The sequence below is a fragment of the Pantoea sp. nfd-35 genome, from assembly GCF_056892255.1.
Genome location: NZ_CP122403.1, coordinates 2,864,348 through 2,881,968, shown reverse-complemented (window position 1 = coordinate 2,881,968; position 17,621 = coordinate 2,864,348). Strand labels below are relative to the sequence as shown.

Sequence of the window (17,621 nt, the reverse complement as noted above, 5' to 3'; positions counted from 1 at the left end):
AATGGGACCTGATGTTGTTTGCACCTGAGCGAAATGAGAAGGTGAGACATGCAATGTGTATAAGGTTGTTGCGACATGGCAAAAGTGCTCGATAAAAGTTTAGTAGTGAATATCTTATCTTTGCTGGCGTACCGGGGAGCCTCGTTCCTGTTTCCGCTGGCGACGCTCCCCTATCTGGCGCGCGTGCTGGGGGTGGACCATATGGGGATTCTGGCGCTGGCGATTGCCTGCGTCCTTTACTGCAGTACCATCTCCGACTGGGGATTCAATGTTTTTACCACTAAGGACATTGCCCATCACCGTGACGATAAGGCACGTGTTACCCAGCTTTTTTGGTCCACCTTTAACGCCAAGCTGATGCTGTTACTGGTTACCAGCGGTACGTTACTCACTGCGACGTGGTTTAATCCGTCCTGGCATTCGCTGTTCTTTATTATTCTGGCCAACTGCACCACCTTAATCGGCTCACTGTTTTCGTTTGGTTGGTTAATGCAGGGCTTCGAAAAGCTGGGCAAAACCGCAGTGATTGCCACTTTTGGTAACTTTTGTGCCATTCCCCTCACGTTCCTACTGGTTAAAACGCCGGACGATACCTGGCTGGCTGCGTTGATACCGGGCGCGGTATCGATCATCAATGCCATCATTACGCTGAAGTTTGTGCTGGAAATGAAGGTGATTGGCGCGTATCGCTTTGAACCACGCGAAATCAAACAGCGCATTACCGACAGTGCCGATGTCTTTATTGCCATCGCAGGTGCCAATCTGTTTAACAGCGTAAACGTCGTGATTCTGGCGTCGTTTACCTCGCACTATATGGTGGGGATCTATAACGGTGCGGACAGGCTGCGCAAGGCCGCCAACTCGGTGCCGGAGCAGATTGGCAGCGCGTTTTTCCCCCGCGTAAGCCACTTATTTGGGCGTGATAAAGCCGCTGCAGTGGCGGCGACGCGCAAAAGCCTGATGCTGTCGTTTGCGTTGAGCCTGTCTATCGTGATCTTCACCTGGCTGTTTGCCGATGAGGTTGTCGCACTGCTGTTAGGGAAAGACTTCCTGCCGTCAGCGGATGTGCTGCGCGTCTTTGTACTCTGCTTCCTGTTTGGCAATATTGCCTATCCGGCGGGCCTGCAGATTTTGATTCCGCATGGACTGGCGCGGCAACGTATGATGGTAATGATGGTTGCGGGGGTGGTTAACGTCCCGGTGTGCTGTCTGCTGGCATGGAAGTTTGGGGCCATCGGTGCGGCCTGGTCGATGGTGCTGGCCGAGGTGCTGGTCTGTATTGGTATCTTCGGCATTATGGTGCGGCATAACATCTGGCGCGACTATGCTTTCCCGGACAGGCTGAATTCCCGTACAGCAAACGATTCCGTTGTGTAAGATCAAAACGACTTTAAACAGTCTTCCGACTTAGCGCCCCGCGATTTACTTTTGCGCCAGAGCACCTTACCATTCTGGCGCACAATTTCCCGTGCACTGATTTTCACCATCGCTTCCGTCTTCCAGGAGAGTGCATGTTTTACTCAATTGTCCGACCGGCGTTGTTCAGGCTCGATCCTGAACGTGCGCACCATCTCACCTTTCAGCAATTACGCTTTATGAGCGGCACGCCGCTGGAAATGATCATTCGCCAGCATTTACCCTCGCGTCCGGTTACCTGCATGGGGCTGACCTTCGACAATGCTCTTGGCCTGGCGGCGGGCCTGGATAAAAACGCCGAGTGTATTGATGCATTTGGGGCAATGGGGTTCGGCTTTGTGGAGGTCGGAACAGTCACGCCGCGCGCGCAGGCGGGCAATGACAAGCCACGCATGTTTCGCTTAGTGGAAGCCGAAGGGATTATTAACCGCATGGGATTTAATAATCTCGGCGTTGATAACCTGGTTGAAAACGTAAAAAAATCCCGCTTTAAAGGCGTACTCGGGATCAATATTGGCAAAAATAAAGACACACCCGTGGAGCAGGGAAAAGACGATTATCTGATCTGTATGGAGAAGGTGTACGCGCACGCCGGTTATATCGCGATCAATATTTCATCACCCAATACGCCGGGTTTACGCTCGTTACAATATGGTGAGGCGCTGGACGATCTGCTCATTTCCATAAAAGCCAAACAGAAAGATCTGGAAAAACGGCATCTCAAATATGTGCCGGTGGCTGTTAAGATCGCGCCGGATCTTTCTGAAGACGAATTGATCCAGGTTGCCGACAGTTTAATACGTCACCAAATTGATGGTGTCATTGCGACCAATACCACGCTCGATCGTTCTCTGGTAAAGGGCCTGAAATATGGCGAAGAAATCGGTGGATTAAGTGGTCGTCCGGTACAGTCGCGCAGTACCGCCGTCATCCAGCGACTGTCGCAGGAGTTACAGGGAAGATTGCCCATTATTGGCGTAGGCGGTATTGATTCGCTTACTGCTGCGCGTGAAAAAATAGCAGCGGGCGCGACGTTGGTTCAAATTTATTCTGGCTTTATTTATAAAGGGCCCAGTTTAATTAAAGATATCGTGACCCATATCTAAGACATTCGCCATAATAATGCGCTGGGGGGTTTATTTATCCCTCCGGCTCGTTTATATTTTGTCCTGTTGCACGATTTTTCAGCATGCATTTTTATTTTATGGATTTTTAGCTTTAGCGCAGCGGTAAATACAGGGCACATGATGAAAATTAAACCCGATGACAAATGGCGTTGGTTCTACGACGCAGAGCACGACCGTATGATGCTCGATCTGGCTGACGGTATGCTTTTTCGTTCCCGCTATGCACGTAAAATGCTAACCCCTGATGCTTTCACCGAATCCGGATTCTGTGTTGACGATGCGGCTCTTTATTTCACGTTCGAAGAGAAGTGTCGTCAAAGCCCGCTAAGCAGCGACCAGCGTGCCGAGCTGGTTTTAAATGCGCTGGTTGCCGCACGTTTCCTCAAGCCACTGATGCCGAAAAGCTGGCATTTCTCCGCGCACCGCCAGCCTATGCAGCCTGCGGTGGGTGAGATGGTGGCGGTGACGCTGGCGGACAGCGGCGAGCAGGCGCGTCTGCTGGTGGTTGAAAACGGTGATAATGCCGCACTCTGCTTACTGGCACAGCCCGCTCTGACGCTGGCGGGCAAGGGGATGGTGCTCGGCGATGCGATTAAAGTGATGAACGATCGGCTACAACCGCACCAGCAGGAAAAAACCACGCGCTATGCGCGCGCGGTGTAATTCAGAGCACCTCGATATCGCTTGCAGGAATACAGCTGCAACTCAATATAGTGCCATCGTGACGGATGGCGCTTTGCTTTAAGGCGTTCACCTTTCCCGCAACCAGCGTTATTTTACAACTGCCGCACAGACCCGCCCGACACGAATAGGGGATGCGAAAGCCCTGGGCTTCAAGCTGCTCAAGTAAGACCTGCTGATTATCACCGCTGAAACGCTGGCCCTGCCAGGTGATGGTTACCTGCGCGGCGGGTTGCCGTTGCGGTTTCAGTGTTTCAGTCACCTCTCCTGGACCATAGGCGCGCGGCGACTGGCGTTTCAGTATCCTGACGGCGTCGCCAGCGCGAATAATACCGCTGTTGAGCGCGATCAGATTCAGGCCAAAATCAATGTCCCCGCTGCCGTCCTGCGCTGTCCGAAAGCCCTGCAGCGTGGTCAAAGGTTGCCCCTCAGGATGCTTCTGACCACTTTCCACGCCAATCGTGGTAAAAACACAGCGGCTACAGGGTTTTGGAACGGCGAAATTAACCTGACCGATAGCGATCTCCGCCCAGCTGTCTTCATCCCACGCAGGTGCGCCACTCACGACCAGGTTTGGCCTGAATTGTTCGATTCGCACGCTGGCGGGACAGCGCTGCTGTAAATCCTGCAGCGAAGCACTGTTCACGAGCAGGTAGGGATATCCATCGGCAAAGCCCAGTGGCACATCGGTAAAACGTTTGACGCGGCGTGAAGGCTGCGGTCCGACCCAGCGTAGCTGCACCGGTCGTGGAAAGAACGCACTCAGCCACTGGTTGATCGTCTCGGGGGCGATTCGTGAGGTAAACGTATTGCCCCAGACCTCCGTGGGCTGCTCAGCATGGGTAAAGTCGGCAAAACGAATGAGTGACTGGCTCCCGTCGGGGGCCTGTAAGAACAGACCGTCTGGCGTAATCGCCGGCGTGAACTGCACCATCTCCGGAAACTGACGCGCCGTAATAAAGGTTCCGTCAGGTTCGGTCACCATAAAAATACGGTCATAGGTTAACCCGCTACTGGCAGCCCAGGCATGTGAGACCTGCAACCCGCGCATGGATTTTACGGGATGGATAAATAAGCGGGAAAGCGTGATCATGAAAGTCTCCAGAAGCGGGCGCGCAAGACAAAAGAAGCTAACTTTATGACATAGGTCTGCGATTCGCTATAATGCGCAACAATTTTCTCAAGAGTAAAAAAGTGACGATATGAATTCTCTGTTTGCCAGCACGGCGCGTGGGCTCGAAGAGCTGTTAAAAAATGAGCTGGACGCGCTGGGCGCGCAGGATTTGCAAGTGGTACAGGGAGGCGTTCACTTCAAGGCCGATGACCGCGTAATGTACCAAAGCCTGATGTGGAGTCGTCTGGCTTCGCGTATTTTGCTGCCTCTGACTGAGGTCGGCGTTTACAGCGATCTCGATCTCTATCTGGGCGTGCAGGGCATTGACTGGCCCGCCATGTTCGGTAGCGACAAAACCTTCGTGGTGCACTTTAATGGCACCAACGATGAGATCCGTAACAGCCAGTTTGGCGCGCTGCGCGTCAAAGATGCGATTGTCGACAGTTTTACCCGTCGTAACCTGGCACGCCCGGACGTCGATCGTGAACAGGCCGATATTCGTATTAACGTCTGGCTTGATGACGACCGCGCCAGTATAGCTCTGGACTTAAGCGGCAGTGCCCTGCATCAGCGCGGCTATCGTCAGCAAACGGGTCAGGCGCCGCTGAAAGAAAACCTGGCCGCAGCGATTGTGATGCGTTCAGGCTGGCAGCCGTCTACGCCGCTCATCGATCCGATGTGTGGTTCAGGCACGTTACTGATCGAAGCTGCGCTGATGGCCTGCGACCGCGCGCCGGGTTTACTGCGTAACCAATGGGGCTTCACGGCATGGGCCGGTTTTAACGAAAGCCTGTGGCGCGAGGTCAGGAGCGATGCTCAGGCCCGTGCCCGTGCCGGGACGGCGGCGTGCCAGGCGCGCTTTTTTGGTTATGACAATAATGGACGGGTGCTGGAATGGGCAAAAGCGAATGCACGTCGTGCCGGCGTTTTTGAACTGTTCACCTTTGGCCAACAGGATTTGCTGAAGCTGCAGAATCCTCTTCAGACTGAGGTGACGGGAACGGTGCTCAGTAACCCACCTTACGGTGAACGTCTTGAAAGTGAGCCTGCGCTTATTGCGCTGCACAGCCAGCTTGGCCGGTTGATGAAGCAGCACTTCGCCGGCTGGAATCTGTCGCTGTTTAGCGCATCGCCCGAACTACTGAGCTGTCTGCAACTGCGTGCCGACCGTCAGTTCAAAGCCAAAAATGGCCCGCTGGACTGTGTGCAGAAAAACTATCAGCTGTCGGCCAACAGCGCTGAGCGCGGTAATCAGATTGCTGAAGATTACGCGAACCGCTTGCGCAAAAACCTCAAGAAGCTGGATAAGTGGGCGCGCCAGGAAGGTATCGAGTGCTACCGCATTTATGACGCCGATCTGCCGGACTATAATGTGGCCGTGGATCGCTATGCGGACTGGGTGGTGGTGCAGGAATATGCGCCACCCAAAACCATCGACGCGAATAAAGCCCGTCAGCGCCTGTTTGACGTGATTAGTGCCACGCTGAGCGTGCTGGAGCTGCCGTCAAACCGCTTAATCCTCAAGACGCGCGAACGTCAGAAGGGCAAAGCGCAGTATCAAAAGCTGAGTGAGAAGGGCGACTATTTTGAAGTGCAGGAATTTAACGCCCGTTTCCTGGTGAACCTGACTGACTATCTGGATACGGGATTGTTCCTCGATCACCGTATTGCCCGCAAGATGCTGGGTCAGATGAGTCAGGGCAAGGATTTCCTGAACCTGTTTGCTTACACCGGCTCTGCCAGCGTGCATGCGGGTCTGGGCGGCGCACGCTCTACCACCACCGTGGATATGTCGCGTACCTATCTGGAGTGGGCAGAGCGTAACCTGCGGCTGAACGGCCTCACCGGTCGTCAGCATCGCCTGCTGCATGCCGACTGCCTGAGCTGGCTGAACGAGAGCGACGAAAATTTCGACCTGATCTTTATCGATCCGCCCACGTTCTCTAACTCAAAACGTATGGAAGAGAGTTTTGATGTGCAGCGCGATCATATGATGCTGATGCGTAACCTGAAACGGCTGTTGCGTAAAGGCGGTACTATCATGTTCTCGAATAATAAACGTGGTTTCAAAATGGATCTGGATGGCCTTAACGCATTGGGGCTCCAGGCTCAGGACATCACTCAGAAAACCCTGTCACAGGATTTTGCGCGTAATCGCCAAATTCATAACTGCTGGCTGATCACTCATGCTGGTAAGGAATAAGTTTCATGTCATTGATTAGTATCCACGGCGCTTATCTGTCTTTTAGCGATGCGCCTCTGTTAGACAATACCGAACTGCATATCGAAGAAAATGAGCGCGTGTGTCTGGTTGGCCGAAACGGGGCGGGCAAATCCACACTGATGAAAATCATCAACTGCGAGCAGCCGCTGGATGACGGACGCATCATTTATGAAACCGATCTGGTCGTGGCGCGGCTCCAGCAGGATCCGCCGCGCAATATCACCGGATCAGTTTATGATTTTGTGGCAGAGGGCGTCGAAGAGCAGGCGGAGCATCTTAAAGCCTACCATGCGATCTCGCACCAGGTGATGGACGATCCCAGTGATAAAAATCTCAATGAGATGGCGCGTCTGCAGGGCATTTTGGATCATCACAATTTGTGGCAGCTGGAAAGTCGTATCATGGACGTGCTGCAGCAGATTGGTCTGTCGCCGGACACAGAACTGTCGTCTCTGTCCGGTGGCTGGTTGCGTAAAGCCGCGCTGGGGCGTGCGCTGGTCAGTAATCCTCGCGTACTGATGCTGGACGAGCCCACCAACCACCTTGATATTGAAACGATTGACTGGTTGGAGACCTTCCTGAAAAGCTTCAGCGGCAGTATCGTCTTTATCTCTCACGACCGTTCTTTTATCCGTAATATGGCCACCCGTATTGTGGATCTGGACCGCGGCAAGCTGGTTTCCTGGCCGGGTAACTACGACGCGTATCTGGAAGGCAAAGAAGAAGCCCTGCGCGTTGAAGAGATGCAAAATGCTGAGTTTGACCGCAAGCTGGCACAGGAAGAAGTCTGGATCCGTCAGGGCATCAAAGCACGTCGAACCCGTAATGAAGGCCGCGTTCGGGCGTTAAAAGCTTTACGTCGCGAGCGTTCAGAACGCCGTGAAGTCATGGGCAAAGCCAATATGCAGGTCGGTGAAGCATCACGCTCCGGCAAAATTGTCTTTGAACTGGAAAACGTGGACTACGCGGTAGACGGCAAGCAGCTGGTGAAAGATTTTTCAGCCCAGGTGCAGCGCGGGGACAAGATCGCCCTGATTGGGCCGAACGGCTGTGGTAAAACCACGTTACTGCGTCTGATGCTGCAACAGCTGAAGGCCGATCACGGTCGTGTGCACTCCGGGACCAAACTTGAAGTGGCCTATTTCGATCAGCACCGTGCGGAACTCGATCCCGATCGGACCGTGATGGACAACCTGGCGGAAGGCAAACAAGAGGTGCTGGTCAATGGTAAACCGCGTCACGTGCTGGGCTATCTGCAGGATTTCCTGTTCCATCCTAAACGCGCGATGACGCCGGTCCGGGCGCTGTCGGGTGGGGAACGTAACCGCCTGCTGCTGGCGCGTCTGTTCCTGCGTCCCAGTAACCTGATGATCCTTGATGAACCGACCAATGACCTTGATGTGGAAACGCTGGAGCTGCTGGAAGAGCTCATCGACGGTTACCAGGGCACCGTGCTGCTGGTCAGTCACGATCGTCAGTTCGTTGACAACACCGTAACCGAATGCTGGATTTTTGAAGGCAACGGCGAGATAGGGACCTTTGTCGGCGGCTATCACGATGCGCAGCAGCAGCGCGCAGCGTACAAACAGCAAAAGGTGCAGGGCTCAGCAAAGGGGACAAATAGTGCCCTCAAGCCTGCCGATGCGAAAAATGACGCTGCCAAACGTAACGCGAACAAACTAAGCTATAACCTGACGCGTGAACTGGAACAGTTACCGCAAAAGCTGGAACAGTTAGAGGCGCGTATTGGCGAGCTTCAGGCCAAAATGAGTCATCCGGATTTTTTCAGTCAGCCACACGATAAAACGCAGCCGGTGCTTGATGAACTGGCTGACGTCGAACAGCAGCTGGAAACCGCCTTTGCGCGTTGGGAAGAGCTGGAATCAATGAGAAACGGCGCATAGTCATTAAGGGGCGGGGATGTGTTCAGCAGAGAAAACGAACGCGTGGATGCTCTGTCCACAGTGCGACTTAATGGTAAAACTGCCGGCCATTCCCGTTGGCAGCCGAGCGTCCTGTCCGCGCTGCCATACCTCCCTGACCGTCAACTGGTCGGAGCCGCGTAAGCGTCCGACCGGTTACGCGCTGGCCGCGCTGTTTATGCTGGTGCTTGCCAATCTGTTTCCGTTTATCACCATGAAAGTCGCCGGGCTGTCCAGTCAGATCAGCCTGATGCAAATCCCCAGGGTGATGGTGGCCGACGATTACGCCAGCCTGGCCACACTGTTCCTGTTGTTTGTCCAGGGAATTCCCGCCTTTTGTATGATCACCATTGTCCTGCTGGTCAATCAGGTGAAAATGCCCGTCAGCCTGAAACTGGGCCTGGCGCGTATCCTTTTTCATATGCGCAACTGGGGAATGGCAGAAATCTTCATGGCCGGGGTGCTGGTCAGTTTCGTCAAGCTCATGGCCTATGGCGAAATTGGCCTCGAAACCAGCTTCTGGCCCTGGTGTCTGTTTTGCCTTTTGCAACTGCGCGCATTTCAGTGCCTGGATCGCCGCTGGCTGTGGGATCGTATTGAAGCGATGCCGTCTTTACCCCATGCGCCCCAGGCAGGCGTAAGCGGATTAAGCCAGGGCCTGCGCTCCTGTCCGTGCTGCACTGCGGTGTTACCTGTGACACAGCGGGAATGTCCGCGCTGCGGCGTGGTTGCCGATGCCCGCCGTAAACACAGCCTGCAGTGGACACTGGCGCTGCTGATAACCTCCGTTATGCTTTATGTGCCCGCCAATCTGCTGCCGATTATGATTACCGAAACGCTGGGATCGGCGATGCCCTCGAACATCATGGCCGGGGTAATTTTACTTTGGGGCGATGGATCTTATCCGGTCGCGCTGGTGATTTTTATCGCCAGTATTATGGTTCCGTCTCTGAAGATGCTGGCGATTGGCTGGCTGTGCTGGGATGCCAGCGGACGCGGGCAGCGCGACAGCCATAAAATGCACCTGATCTATGAGGTGGTTGAGTTTGTTGGGCGTTGGTCAATGATCGACGTCTTTGTGATTGCCGTGCTCTCCGCGCTGGTGCGTATGGGACAGTTAATGAAAGTGTATCCGGCATGGGGAGCGGTGTTGTTTGCGCTGGTGGTGATATTGACCATGATTGCAGCAATGACGTTTGACCCGCGCTTAACCTGGGATCGTGCTGGTGAGAAAAATATGAAGGAGCCGCATCTTGACGGAAAATAATCACGGCCATGCCAAAGTGGATCAGATTAAGCGCTGGTCACCGGTATGGATCGTCCCTATTGTCACGCTGTTAATTGGCGGCTGGATTCTGTTTTATCATTTTAGCCATCAGGGACCGGAAGTGACGCTGATCACCGAGAGCGCAGAGGGAATTGAAGCGGGTAAAACCACCATCAAAAGCCGCAGCGTCAATGTCGGTGTGGTCGAGAGTGCCGTCCTCACAGACGATCTCCATCACGTTGAGATTAAAGCCCGACTGAATTCAGGTATGGAAAAGCTGTTGCACAGCGACAGCGTATTTTGGGTCGTTAAGCCGCAGGTCGGTCGCGAAGGCATTACGGGCTTAGGAACGCTGCTGTCTGGTGCGTATATCGAGCTGCAGCCTGGTACCAAAAAAGCTCCCCTGGATCAGTACACCCTGCTGGATGCGCCGCCGTTAGCGCCGCCTGATGCGAAGGGCATTCGTATTACACTCGACAGCAAAAAAGCGGGGCAGCTTAACGCTGGCGATCCGGTGCTGTTTCGCGGCTACCGTGTCGGCACCGTTGAAACCAGCAGCTTCGACACCGATAAGCGCATGATGACCTATCAGCTGTTTGTCGCCGCCCCCTACGATCGTCTGGTGACGACGAATGTGCGTTTCTGGAAAGACAGCGGCATCGCGGTGGATATGTCGGCATCAGGCATGCGGGTTGAAATGGGGTCGCTCACCACGCTGTTTAGCGGCGGGGTCAGCTTTGACGTGCCTGACGGCTGGGATTTAGGTAAGGCGGCGCAGAATCAGGCTGAATATCACCTGTTTGACGATCAGCGCAGTATTCAGGATTCACTGTATACCAATCATATCGACTATCTGATGTTCTTCTCTGATTCGATTCGTGGATTGCAGGTGGGCGCGCCGGTTGAATTTCGCGGCATTCGTCTGGGTACCGTTGCGGAGGTGCCGTTCATGAATGCGGGCACTGCGCAGGCGCTGAATAATGACTACCGCGTGCCGGTGTTGATTCGCATTGAACCCGATCGCTTTATTAGCCGTCTGGGTGAAAACTTCGATCTTGAGCAGCATCTGCAGGACGGTAAGAAACGTGGCCTGCGCGGAACGTTGAAAACCGGCAACCTGTTGTCTGGCGCGCTGTTTGTCGATATCGACTTCTATGACAATGCCCCTGCCTATAAAGGGCCAGATAAAGTCGCGGGTTATGAAGTGATCCCGACGGTGAGTGGTGGCCTGAGCCAGATTCAGCAGAAACTGATGGCTGCGCTGGATAAAATTAACGGTCTACCGCTCAACAATATGGTGTCGGAAGCCACCGGAACGCTGAAGGAGAGCCAGAAAACCCTGCGCGATCTGCAACGTACCATCGACAACATTAACGTCGTAACCAGCAGTCCGGCGATGAAAACGCTGCCGGAAGAGACGCAGCAAACGCTACGTGAGCTCAACCGCAGTATGAAAGGCCTGCAGCCTGGCTCACCGGCCTACAGCAAGCTGGTGGGCGATATGCAACGGCTTGATCAGGTGCTGCGCGAACTGCAGCCAGTGCTGAAGACGCTAAATGCCAAAAGTAATGCGTTAGTGTTTGAAGCAAAACCGGGACAGGATCCCCAGCCGAAGAGGGCGAAACAATGAAAAAAGGACTCGTTTTTTTGGCCGCTCTCGCACTGAGTGCCTGTAGCAGCACGGTGAATACCACTTACTATCAGCTGCCCTCAGGGGCAGCCTCGATGCAGGTGATCGGCAGTGAGGCAAATGCACAGCCGACCTTATGGGTACAGCAGGTTGTGGTTCCGGACTATCTGGCGGGTAATGGGCTGGTATATCAAACCAGCGATGTTAAATACGTTATCGCCGCCAATAATTTGTGGGCCAGCCCGCTCGATCAGCAGCTACAGCAAACGATGATAACCAATCTCACCAAAGCGTTACCGGGTCGGCTGGTGACTCAGACGTTAATGGGGCAGGAACATGACACCCTGAACATTACGGTCAACGATTTCCAGGGACGCTATGACGGCAAAGCGGTCATTAGCGGGCAGTGGACGCTGGAACATCAGGGACGCTTCACAAAGCAGGCTTTCAACCTGGTGTTGCCACAGCAGGAAGATGGCTATGATGCCCTTGTCAAAACCCTTGCTCAGGGCTGGCAGCAAATTGCGCAACAGATTGCCCGCAATGTGGCCTCTGAGAATTCGACAGGAACGCGCTTGTAGTTAACCTGTTGTTTCGGTTAGAGCTTATTTTCTGACATAACATCGGGTTTCTATATAAATCATGTGGATAAAGCAATAGGCTTACATCACGAAACAGAAAATTCATGTCCACTTCAGGTCACATTTGTGACATTGGCGTGAATATTGCGCATTGATCTTTTCATACAGAGCGAGTAAAACAAAAGGGTGGCTGAACATTTATTAGTCACCTTTTTCTTTCCACCAGATTCCACAGACCTTACATGAGGGACACGGAGTATGAAGAGACAGAAACGAGACCGCCTTGAGCGCGCCCATTCACGTGGTTATCAAGCAGGTATTACAGGACGCTCTAAAGAGATGTGTCCGTATCAAATGATAGATGCTAAGTCTCACTGGTTGGGAGGTTGGCGACAAGCCATGGAGGACAGGTCGGCTGCTGCTTAGCCGGATGTCACTGAAAAGGGATATAACCTCCGCACTAAGCGGAGGTTTTCGTTTCTGGGGAACGATTAGAACGCTGCGGTATCTTTAAACAGACCGACTTTTAAATCGCTGGCGGTGTAAATCAGATTACCATCAACCAGCACTTCACCATCTGCAACGCCCATCACCAGTTTACGGTTGATCACACGCTTGAAGTGAATACGGTAGGTAACTTTTTTCGCCTCTGGCAGAACCTGGCCAGTGAATTTAACCTCGCCCACACCCAGCGCACGGCCTTTGCCTTCGCCGCCCAACCAGCCGAGATAGAAGCCAACCAACTGCCACATTGCATCAAGACCCAGGCAGCCGGGCATCACCGGATCGCCAATAAAGTGGCAACCAAAGAACCACAGGTCCGGATTGATATCCAGTTCAGCTTCTACGAAGCCTTTATCGTATTTACCACCGTCTTCGGTCATTTTGACCACGCGGTCCATCATCAGCATATTGCCGGATGGAAGCGGTGGACCATTTTCGCCGAACAGTTCACCGCGACCGGACAGAATCAGGTCTTCTTTGGTATAGGATTCGCGTTTATCTACCATGTTCTTAATATGCCTTCTTTTAGTGAATCACGAATATTAGCGAACAGTTGTACGCTGAGCAAACAGGATTAGCGGTGGTTAAACCAGTTAAGCCAGCGCAGCGGCCAGGATCGCGGTGAGGGCTCAGGCTGATTCATCTGACTGATGCGCTCCTGAATGGTGCGCAGCAGGCATTCGCCTTCGCCGTCTTCCGTATTCCATATTTTCCCCGTAAGCAGCGGCAGCGCTTCATCCGCACTGTCGATCGCCCAGATATGGAAGCGTCCTTCTTCCACCGCGCTCACCACCTGTTGGTTCAGGCTAAGGTGACGAACGTTACAGGCGGGAATAATGACTCCCTGCTGACCGGTTAACTCGCGCTGATGGCAGATATCAAAGAATCCTTCAATCTTCTCATTCAGCCCACCAACCGGTTGCACATTACCAAACTGATCCACCGAGCCCGTAACCGCAATCTGCTGATTCAGTGGCGCACCGGCAAGGGCGCTGATTAATGCGCACAGTTCTGCCAGCGATGCACTGTCGCCGTCAACTTCGGAATAGGATTGTTCAAATACCAGCGAAGCGGAAAAGGGCAGTTGCTGATCCAGCTCCAGTTCAGCAATTAAATAGGCCTGCATAATCATCATGCCTTTCGCATGAATATTGCCGCCTAACTCCGCTTTGCGTTCGACGTCGGTGAATTCACCGTCGCCAGGATGCACCACACAGGTAATACGGCAGGGATCGCCCCAGGCGCGCGGATGACCGGGATATTCCACAACCGACAGGCCGTTTATCTGGCCGACGACCTCACCTTCCGTTTCAACCAAAATCTGTCGTAGCAGGATTTCATCACGCATACGTTCATTAAGGTAGTTTTCACGCCACAGGCGCGCTTCCAGGGCGTCACGCAGCGCTTCAGCACTGAGCGTCTCTCCCATCAACGCGGTCTCGCGCAGCTGGCGCAGCAGCCAGCGAGGGCAGAGCGGAAGCGTATCCTGATCGCCGCTGTAACGTACACCTTCTTTGATGAGTTCGGGCCAGAAGTCTTCGTCGGGTGCAGCAATATCAGCCTGCCCGGCCAGATCGACCGTCCAGCGACACCATGCGAGCATGTCGTCTTCATCCACAATCTGAATATTTTCTTCAAATTCGGTGTAGATCGCCATTTCATGCGCTTCAGCATCCAGCTCCTGAAAATCGGCCAGCGTATCGCGCTCGCCACAGAGCACCAGATTAAGCTTGAGCGGGAGCGGAGGCACGGAAACCGGCAGGGGACGACGTTCGTCCTGGGATTGCCACTCGATGTAGCCTTGCTCAATGCTCTTTTTCAGACGCAGCCACAGCAGCGGCTGAGTGAGTAAAGCACGAAGTGAAAGGACTAACGTTCCGCCATTGGCGCGATGGATCAGCCCTGGTTCAAGTTGGATCCGATCTTTGTGCATCCGCACGCAGCCAAACAGCTGCTCCTGCTCGATCCAGTCAGCATAGTGAATCCCGCCCTGGCTGGTAAAAGGGCGCTGGCTGTCGGTAGGCGGTTGCAACGTGACATTATCGGCCAGAATATGGTAGTCACCGCCTGACAGGGTTGATGACTCACCCATAACGCGTTGAGCCGCCTCTGCTATCAGCGCAAGGTATTCACGGTTTTCCTGGCTGCGAACCAGCAGCAGGGGAAGACCCTGACTTTGATGATGTAAGTGGGCCAGCGCGTTCAGCAGTCGGGGCTGTACCGTTGCCAGGGCATCGGTCTCTTCATCAGCGATTCGGGAGAAAACGGATTGATATTGCGTGCTATCCGGCTGTAAGGTTTGCCACGTAAGTTGAGTGCTGGTCAAAATAATCGCATTTGTCTGTTTTGAGAAAAGCGAGATTATACAGGATTCACCCTGCTTAAGCACTGCAGAGTTCATTCAGATGTTGTGACGCTGGCAGCATGTTTTTCGTTGCTGCATCCGGTAAAAAAGCTGTTATTCTTAGTTTGTTACGCGATCACGATGAGATTCCGATGAAATACCAGCAGCTCGAAAATCTTGAAAGTGGATGGAAGTGGAAATACCTGGTGAAAAAACATCGGGAGGGTGAACTGATCACGCGTCACCTTGAACTTAGCGCTGCGCAGGCCGCGGTGGATAAATTACTGGTGATGGAAAATAATCCGGTAGAGATAAACAACTGGATCAGCCAGCATATTCACCCCGACCTCGATAACCGGCTTAAGCAAACTATCCGCGCCCGGCGTAAACGTCACTTCAATGCTGAGCACCAGCACACCCGAAAAAAATCAATCGATCTGGAATATCTGGTCTGGCAGCGACTGGCAGGGCTGGCGCAACGTCGTAACAATACGCTGTCTGAAACCATCGTACAGCTTATTGAAGATGCCGAACGTAAAGAGAAGTATGCCAGTCAGATGTCAACGTTAAAGCAGGATCTGCAGGCAATATTAGGTCATCCAGGGTCTGAAAAAGAGTCCTGAGTTCACGCGATAGATTACGGATTCAGACTCCGCGATACGGGATGAGCAGCATTGATAAATTCAGGCCAAAAAAAACCCCGCATAAGCGGGGTTTTTTCATAACGGATAACTTAAGCCTGTGGCTGAGTTACCACATCTTTGATGCCTTTAACGTCGATTTCTACACGACGGTCTGGCGCCAGGCAGTCGATCAGGGCCTTACGACCTTTCACGCTGTCACAGGTGTTGCCAGTAACTGGGTTAGATTCACCCATGCCGCGAGCAGAGATCTTGTTAGCAGGGATACCTTTAGATACCAGGTAATCCACTACTGACTGAGCACGTTTCTCAGACAGTTTCTGGTTGTACTGCTCTGAACCGATGCGATCGGTGAAGCCCAGAACAACAACTGAACCGTCTTTAGGATCCATGGAGCTCAGCTGGCTGTACAGCTGATCCAGAGCCTGCTGACCTTCTGGCTTCAGGGTTGATTTGTTGAAGGTGAACAGAACGTCTGATTTCAGAGTGAAACGCTTGGTCTGTACCACTGGCGCTGGAGCTGGTGCTGGAGCCGGAGCTGGCGCAGCAACATCATCCTGACCGAAGCGGTAAGAAACACCCAGGCTCAGCATGCCGTTGTCTGGACGAGCACCAACGGTCTGTGCATCACCGATGTTGTTAACCCACTGGTAATCCAGACGGGTTGCCCAGTTTTTGGTCAGAGCATATTCAACACCAACGGCTGCCAGTGGAGAAACACCGGTGTCGTGGTCGCTGATGCGAGTGCCAGTAGCCAGGTTCTGCTGAGTAGAGTCTGCACGCCATACCATGCCACCCAGGCGGGTATAGATGTCCAGATCGTCTGCGATTGGGTAGCTCAGTTTAGCAGCCAGCTGGATGCCCTGTGCTTTGAATGCGCCATTTACCTGGTTGCCTTTATTAGGCATACGGCCTAACCAGTCATAGCCCAGTTCGAAACCCAGGTATGGGTTAGCCTGGTAACCAGCGAACGCGCCTGCGCCCAGTTGGCTTTCATGAGTTGGACCGTCGTTGTTTTGGTAACCGTTACCGTAGTAACCAGTGTCGTGATACTGAGACCAGCCCAGTTTAGCACCGGTGTACCAGGTGTTATCTTTTGGGGCGGCCTGCGCTACGGTAGCGAAGCCAGCCAGTGCCACTGCAATTGCGATAGCTGTCTTTTTCATTTTGCGCCTCGTTATCATCCAAATAGGCAATGAGCATAAAGGTTGCTCTTGGTTTAATCCTTCGCCGGGTCAAAACGCTCGCTTATGACTCTACCGCAAAAAACGGAGGTTATTGAGCACCCTGGCGAGATAAAGTCTACAACGAGATTGGAAACTTACAAGTGTGATGTGAGGCACTTATGTAAAAAAACAGTGTTTTATACATAAATTCTAACAATTTACCCTGAACTTCTGTGAGGTGCTTACCCCACAAAATGGGGGCTAAGCCGTTGTCATTGCTGGGGGGAGCAGAATCAGTGCCTTAGCCTTAAGCGAGATAAAAAACTGCTTGAGATAAATCTCATTTTTTACTTAATGAAACAAATCAGACTGAATTTTTAGCGAGTTTTCTGGTCTTACTGCCGTTTTGAGGGTTTCACCCGAGCGTAAAATCAGCCCCAACGCCTTTCCTTCCGCTGCTGCCCGTTCAAGTTCACGACGTTCGTCCACGTCTAATTCATAAGGAATCCAGGCCAAAACCACGCTGTAATTTCCTGTGCGCAGCGCTTTGATCATCGCTTCAACGGCATTGTAACGTTCAGCATCGGCGATATGCATACTTTTCTCAAGTGGCAAACCGGCTTCCTGCATCCAGACCCGGCTCAACTTGTGCGCGGGGGTTAACCACAGCTGCCAGCGAGACTGCTGGCTTAATTGCTGAAGCAGCGGTAACAGCAGCATCTGCATCATGCCGGGTTGTTCGCTATAGCGTAATTCAGTAATCCAGCCTTTATGAGTAGCCGGAACAGAGGACGAAGCGTAACGGTGAGCAGAGCATACATTACTGGTATGTTGGGTGCGCATAAATTAATCACTCAGCAGTTGACTGTATGGATGTACAGTAATGGCATCCTGGATAAAGATCAACCTGAATTTCTGAAAACGCCTCGCAAAATTTGCATCAGCTTGTCTTTAAACGGATTTATTCATTGAACCTCTAACTGAATTTAATTATCTTCTAACCC

At 52.9% G+C, this 17,621-nt stretch carries 15 protein-coding genes; 10 read left to right on the top strand and 5 right to left on the bottom strand.

Features of this window, described 5'->3' with window-relative positions; translation table 11 throughout:
* Nucleotides 1-75 precede the first annotated feature (75 nt).
* From P9J57_RS13455 to P9J57_RS13445, 3 genes are all read left to right on the top strand, one after another.
* Nucleotides 76-1,377, top strand: a complete 1,302-nt coding sequence (locus P9J57_RS13455; protein ID WP_013025266.1) for a flippase — start codon at nt 76-78, stop codon at nt 1,375-1,377.
* A gap of 134 nt (nt 1,378-1,511) precedes the next feature.
* Nucleotides 1,512-2,522 (top strand): quinone-dependent dihydroorotate dehydrogenase, encoded by a 1,011-nt coding sequence (pyrD, locus tag P9J57_RS13450; RefSeq protein ID WP_013025267.1) that lies wholly within the window; start codon nt 1,512-1,514, stop codon nt 2,520-2,522.
* 141 nt (nt 2,523-2,663) lie between these two features.
* Nucleotides 2,664-3,206, top strand: a complete 543-nt coding sequence (locus tag P9J57_RS13445) for a cell division protein ZapC (RefSeq protein WP_015700640.1) — start codon at nt 2,664-2,666, stop codon at nt 3,204-3,206.
* 1 nt (nt 3,207) lies between these two features.
* Here the strand turns inward: P9J57_RS13445 and P9J57_RS13440 are convergent, their stop codons facing one another.
* Nucleotides 3,208-4,317, bottom strand: coding sequence for a YcbX family protein (locus P9J57_RS13440; protein ID WP_064373481.1), 1,110 nt, complete (start codon nt 4,315-4,317; stop codon nt 3,208-3,210).
* 109 nt (nt 4,318-4,426) lie between these two features.
* Between P9J57_RS13440 and rlmKL the strand changes: the two genes are divergently transcribed.
* The 6 genes from rlmKL (at nt 4,427) to rmf (ending at nt 12,388) form a co-directional block, all read left to right on the top strand.
* The gene (gene rlmKL, locus P9J57_RS13435; protein WP_105077326.1) at nt 4,427-6,541 is read left to right on the top strand and encodes a bifunctional 23S rRNA (guanine(2069)-N(7))-methyltransferase RlmK/23S rRNA (guanine(2445)-N(2))-methyltransferase RlmL; all 2,115 of its coding nucleotides are present in this window, start codon (nt 4,427-4,429) and stop codon (nt 6,539-6,541) included.
* A gap of 5 nt (nt 6,542-6,546) precedes the next feature.
* Nucleotides 6,547-8,466 (top strand): ABC transporter ATP-binding protein, encoded by a 1,920-nt coding sequence (locus P9J57_RS13430; RefSeq protein ID WP_483279256.1) that lies wholly within the window; start codon nt 6,547-6,549, stop codon nt 8,464-8,466.
* A 16-nt stretch (nt 8,467-8,482) separates the two neighbouring features.
* Nucleotides 8,483-9,751, top strand: a complete 1,269-nt coding sequence (gene pqiA / locus P9J57_RS13425; RefSeq protein ID WP_014593348.1) for a membrane integrity-associated transporter subunit PqiA — start codon at nt 8,483-8,485, stop codon at nt 9,749-9,751.
* Entirely contained in the window at nt 9,738-11,381 is a 1,644-nt protein-coding gene (gene pqiB, locus P9J57_RS13420) for an intermembrane transport protein PqiB (RefSeq protein WP_028714997.1), read from the top strand. The genes pqiA and pqiB overlap by 14 nt, the downstream gene beginning before the upstream one ends.
* Complete coding sequence (gene pqiC / locus P9J57_RS13415; RefSeq protein ID WP_028714998.1) at nt 11,378-11,962, top strand: membrane integrity-associated transporter subunit PqiC; 585 nt, start codon at nt 11,378-11,380, stop codon at nt 11,960-11,962. The genes pqiB and pqiC overlap by 4 nt, the downstream gene beginning before the upstream one ends.
* A gap of 258 nt (nt 11,963-12,220) precedes the next feature.
* A complete protein-coding gene (gene rmf / locus P9J57_RS13410) occupies nt 12,221-12,388 on the top strand; it encodes a ribosome modulation factor (protein WP_006118662.1) in 168 nt (55 codons plus the stop codon).
* Nucleotides 12,389-12,453: 65 nt separating this feature from the next.
* Here the strand turns inward: rmf and fabA are convergent, their stop codons facing one another.
* Both fabA and P9J57_RS13400 read right to left on the bottom strand, forming a co-directional pair.
* Nucleotides 12,454-12,972 (bottom strand): bifunctional 3-hydroxydecanoyl-ACP dehydratase/trans-2-decenoyl-ACP isomerase, encoded by a 519-nt coding sequence (gene fabA, locus P9J57_RS13405; protein ID WP_008925876.1) that lies wholly within the window; start codon nt 12,970-12,972, stop codon nt 12,454-12,456.
* Between the two features lie 68 nt (nt 12,973-13,040).
* A complete protein-coding gene (locus tag P9J57_RS13400) occupies nt 13,041-14,867 on the bottom strand; it encodes an AAA family ATPase (protein ID WP_013025275.1) in 1,827 nt (608 codons plus the stop codon).
* 95 nt (nt 14,868-14,962) lie between these two features.
* On the opposite strand from P9J57_RS13400, the gene matP reads away from it, so the two are divergent.
* Nucleotides 14,963-15,433, top strand: a complete 471-nt coding sequence (matP, locus tag P9J57_RS13395) for a macrodomain Ter protein MatP (protein ID WP_014606174.1) — start codon at nt 14,963-14,965, stop codon at nt 15,431-15,433.
* A gap of 110 nt (nt 15,434-15,543) precedes the next feature.
* Here matP and ompA read toward each other — a convergent pair whose 3' ends face one another.
* The gene (ompA, locus tag P9J57_RS13390) at nt 15,544-16,617 is read right to left on the bottom strand and encodes a porin OmpA (RefSeq protein ID WP_022623622.1); all 1,074 of its coding nucleotides are present in this window, start codon (nt 16,615-16,617) and stop codon (nt 15,544-15,546) included.
* Nucleotides 16,618-16,968: 351 nt separating this feature from the next.
* A complete protein-coding gene (gene sulA, locus P9J57_RS13385) occupies nt 16,969-17,460 on the bottom strand; it encodes an SOS-induced cell division inhibitor SulA (RefSeq protein WP_013025278.1) in 492 nt (163 codons plus the stop codon).
* Between the last annotated feature and the right edge of the window lie 161 nt (nt 17,461-17,621).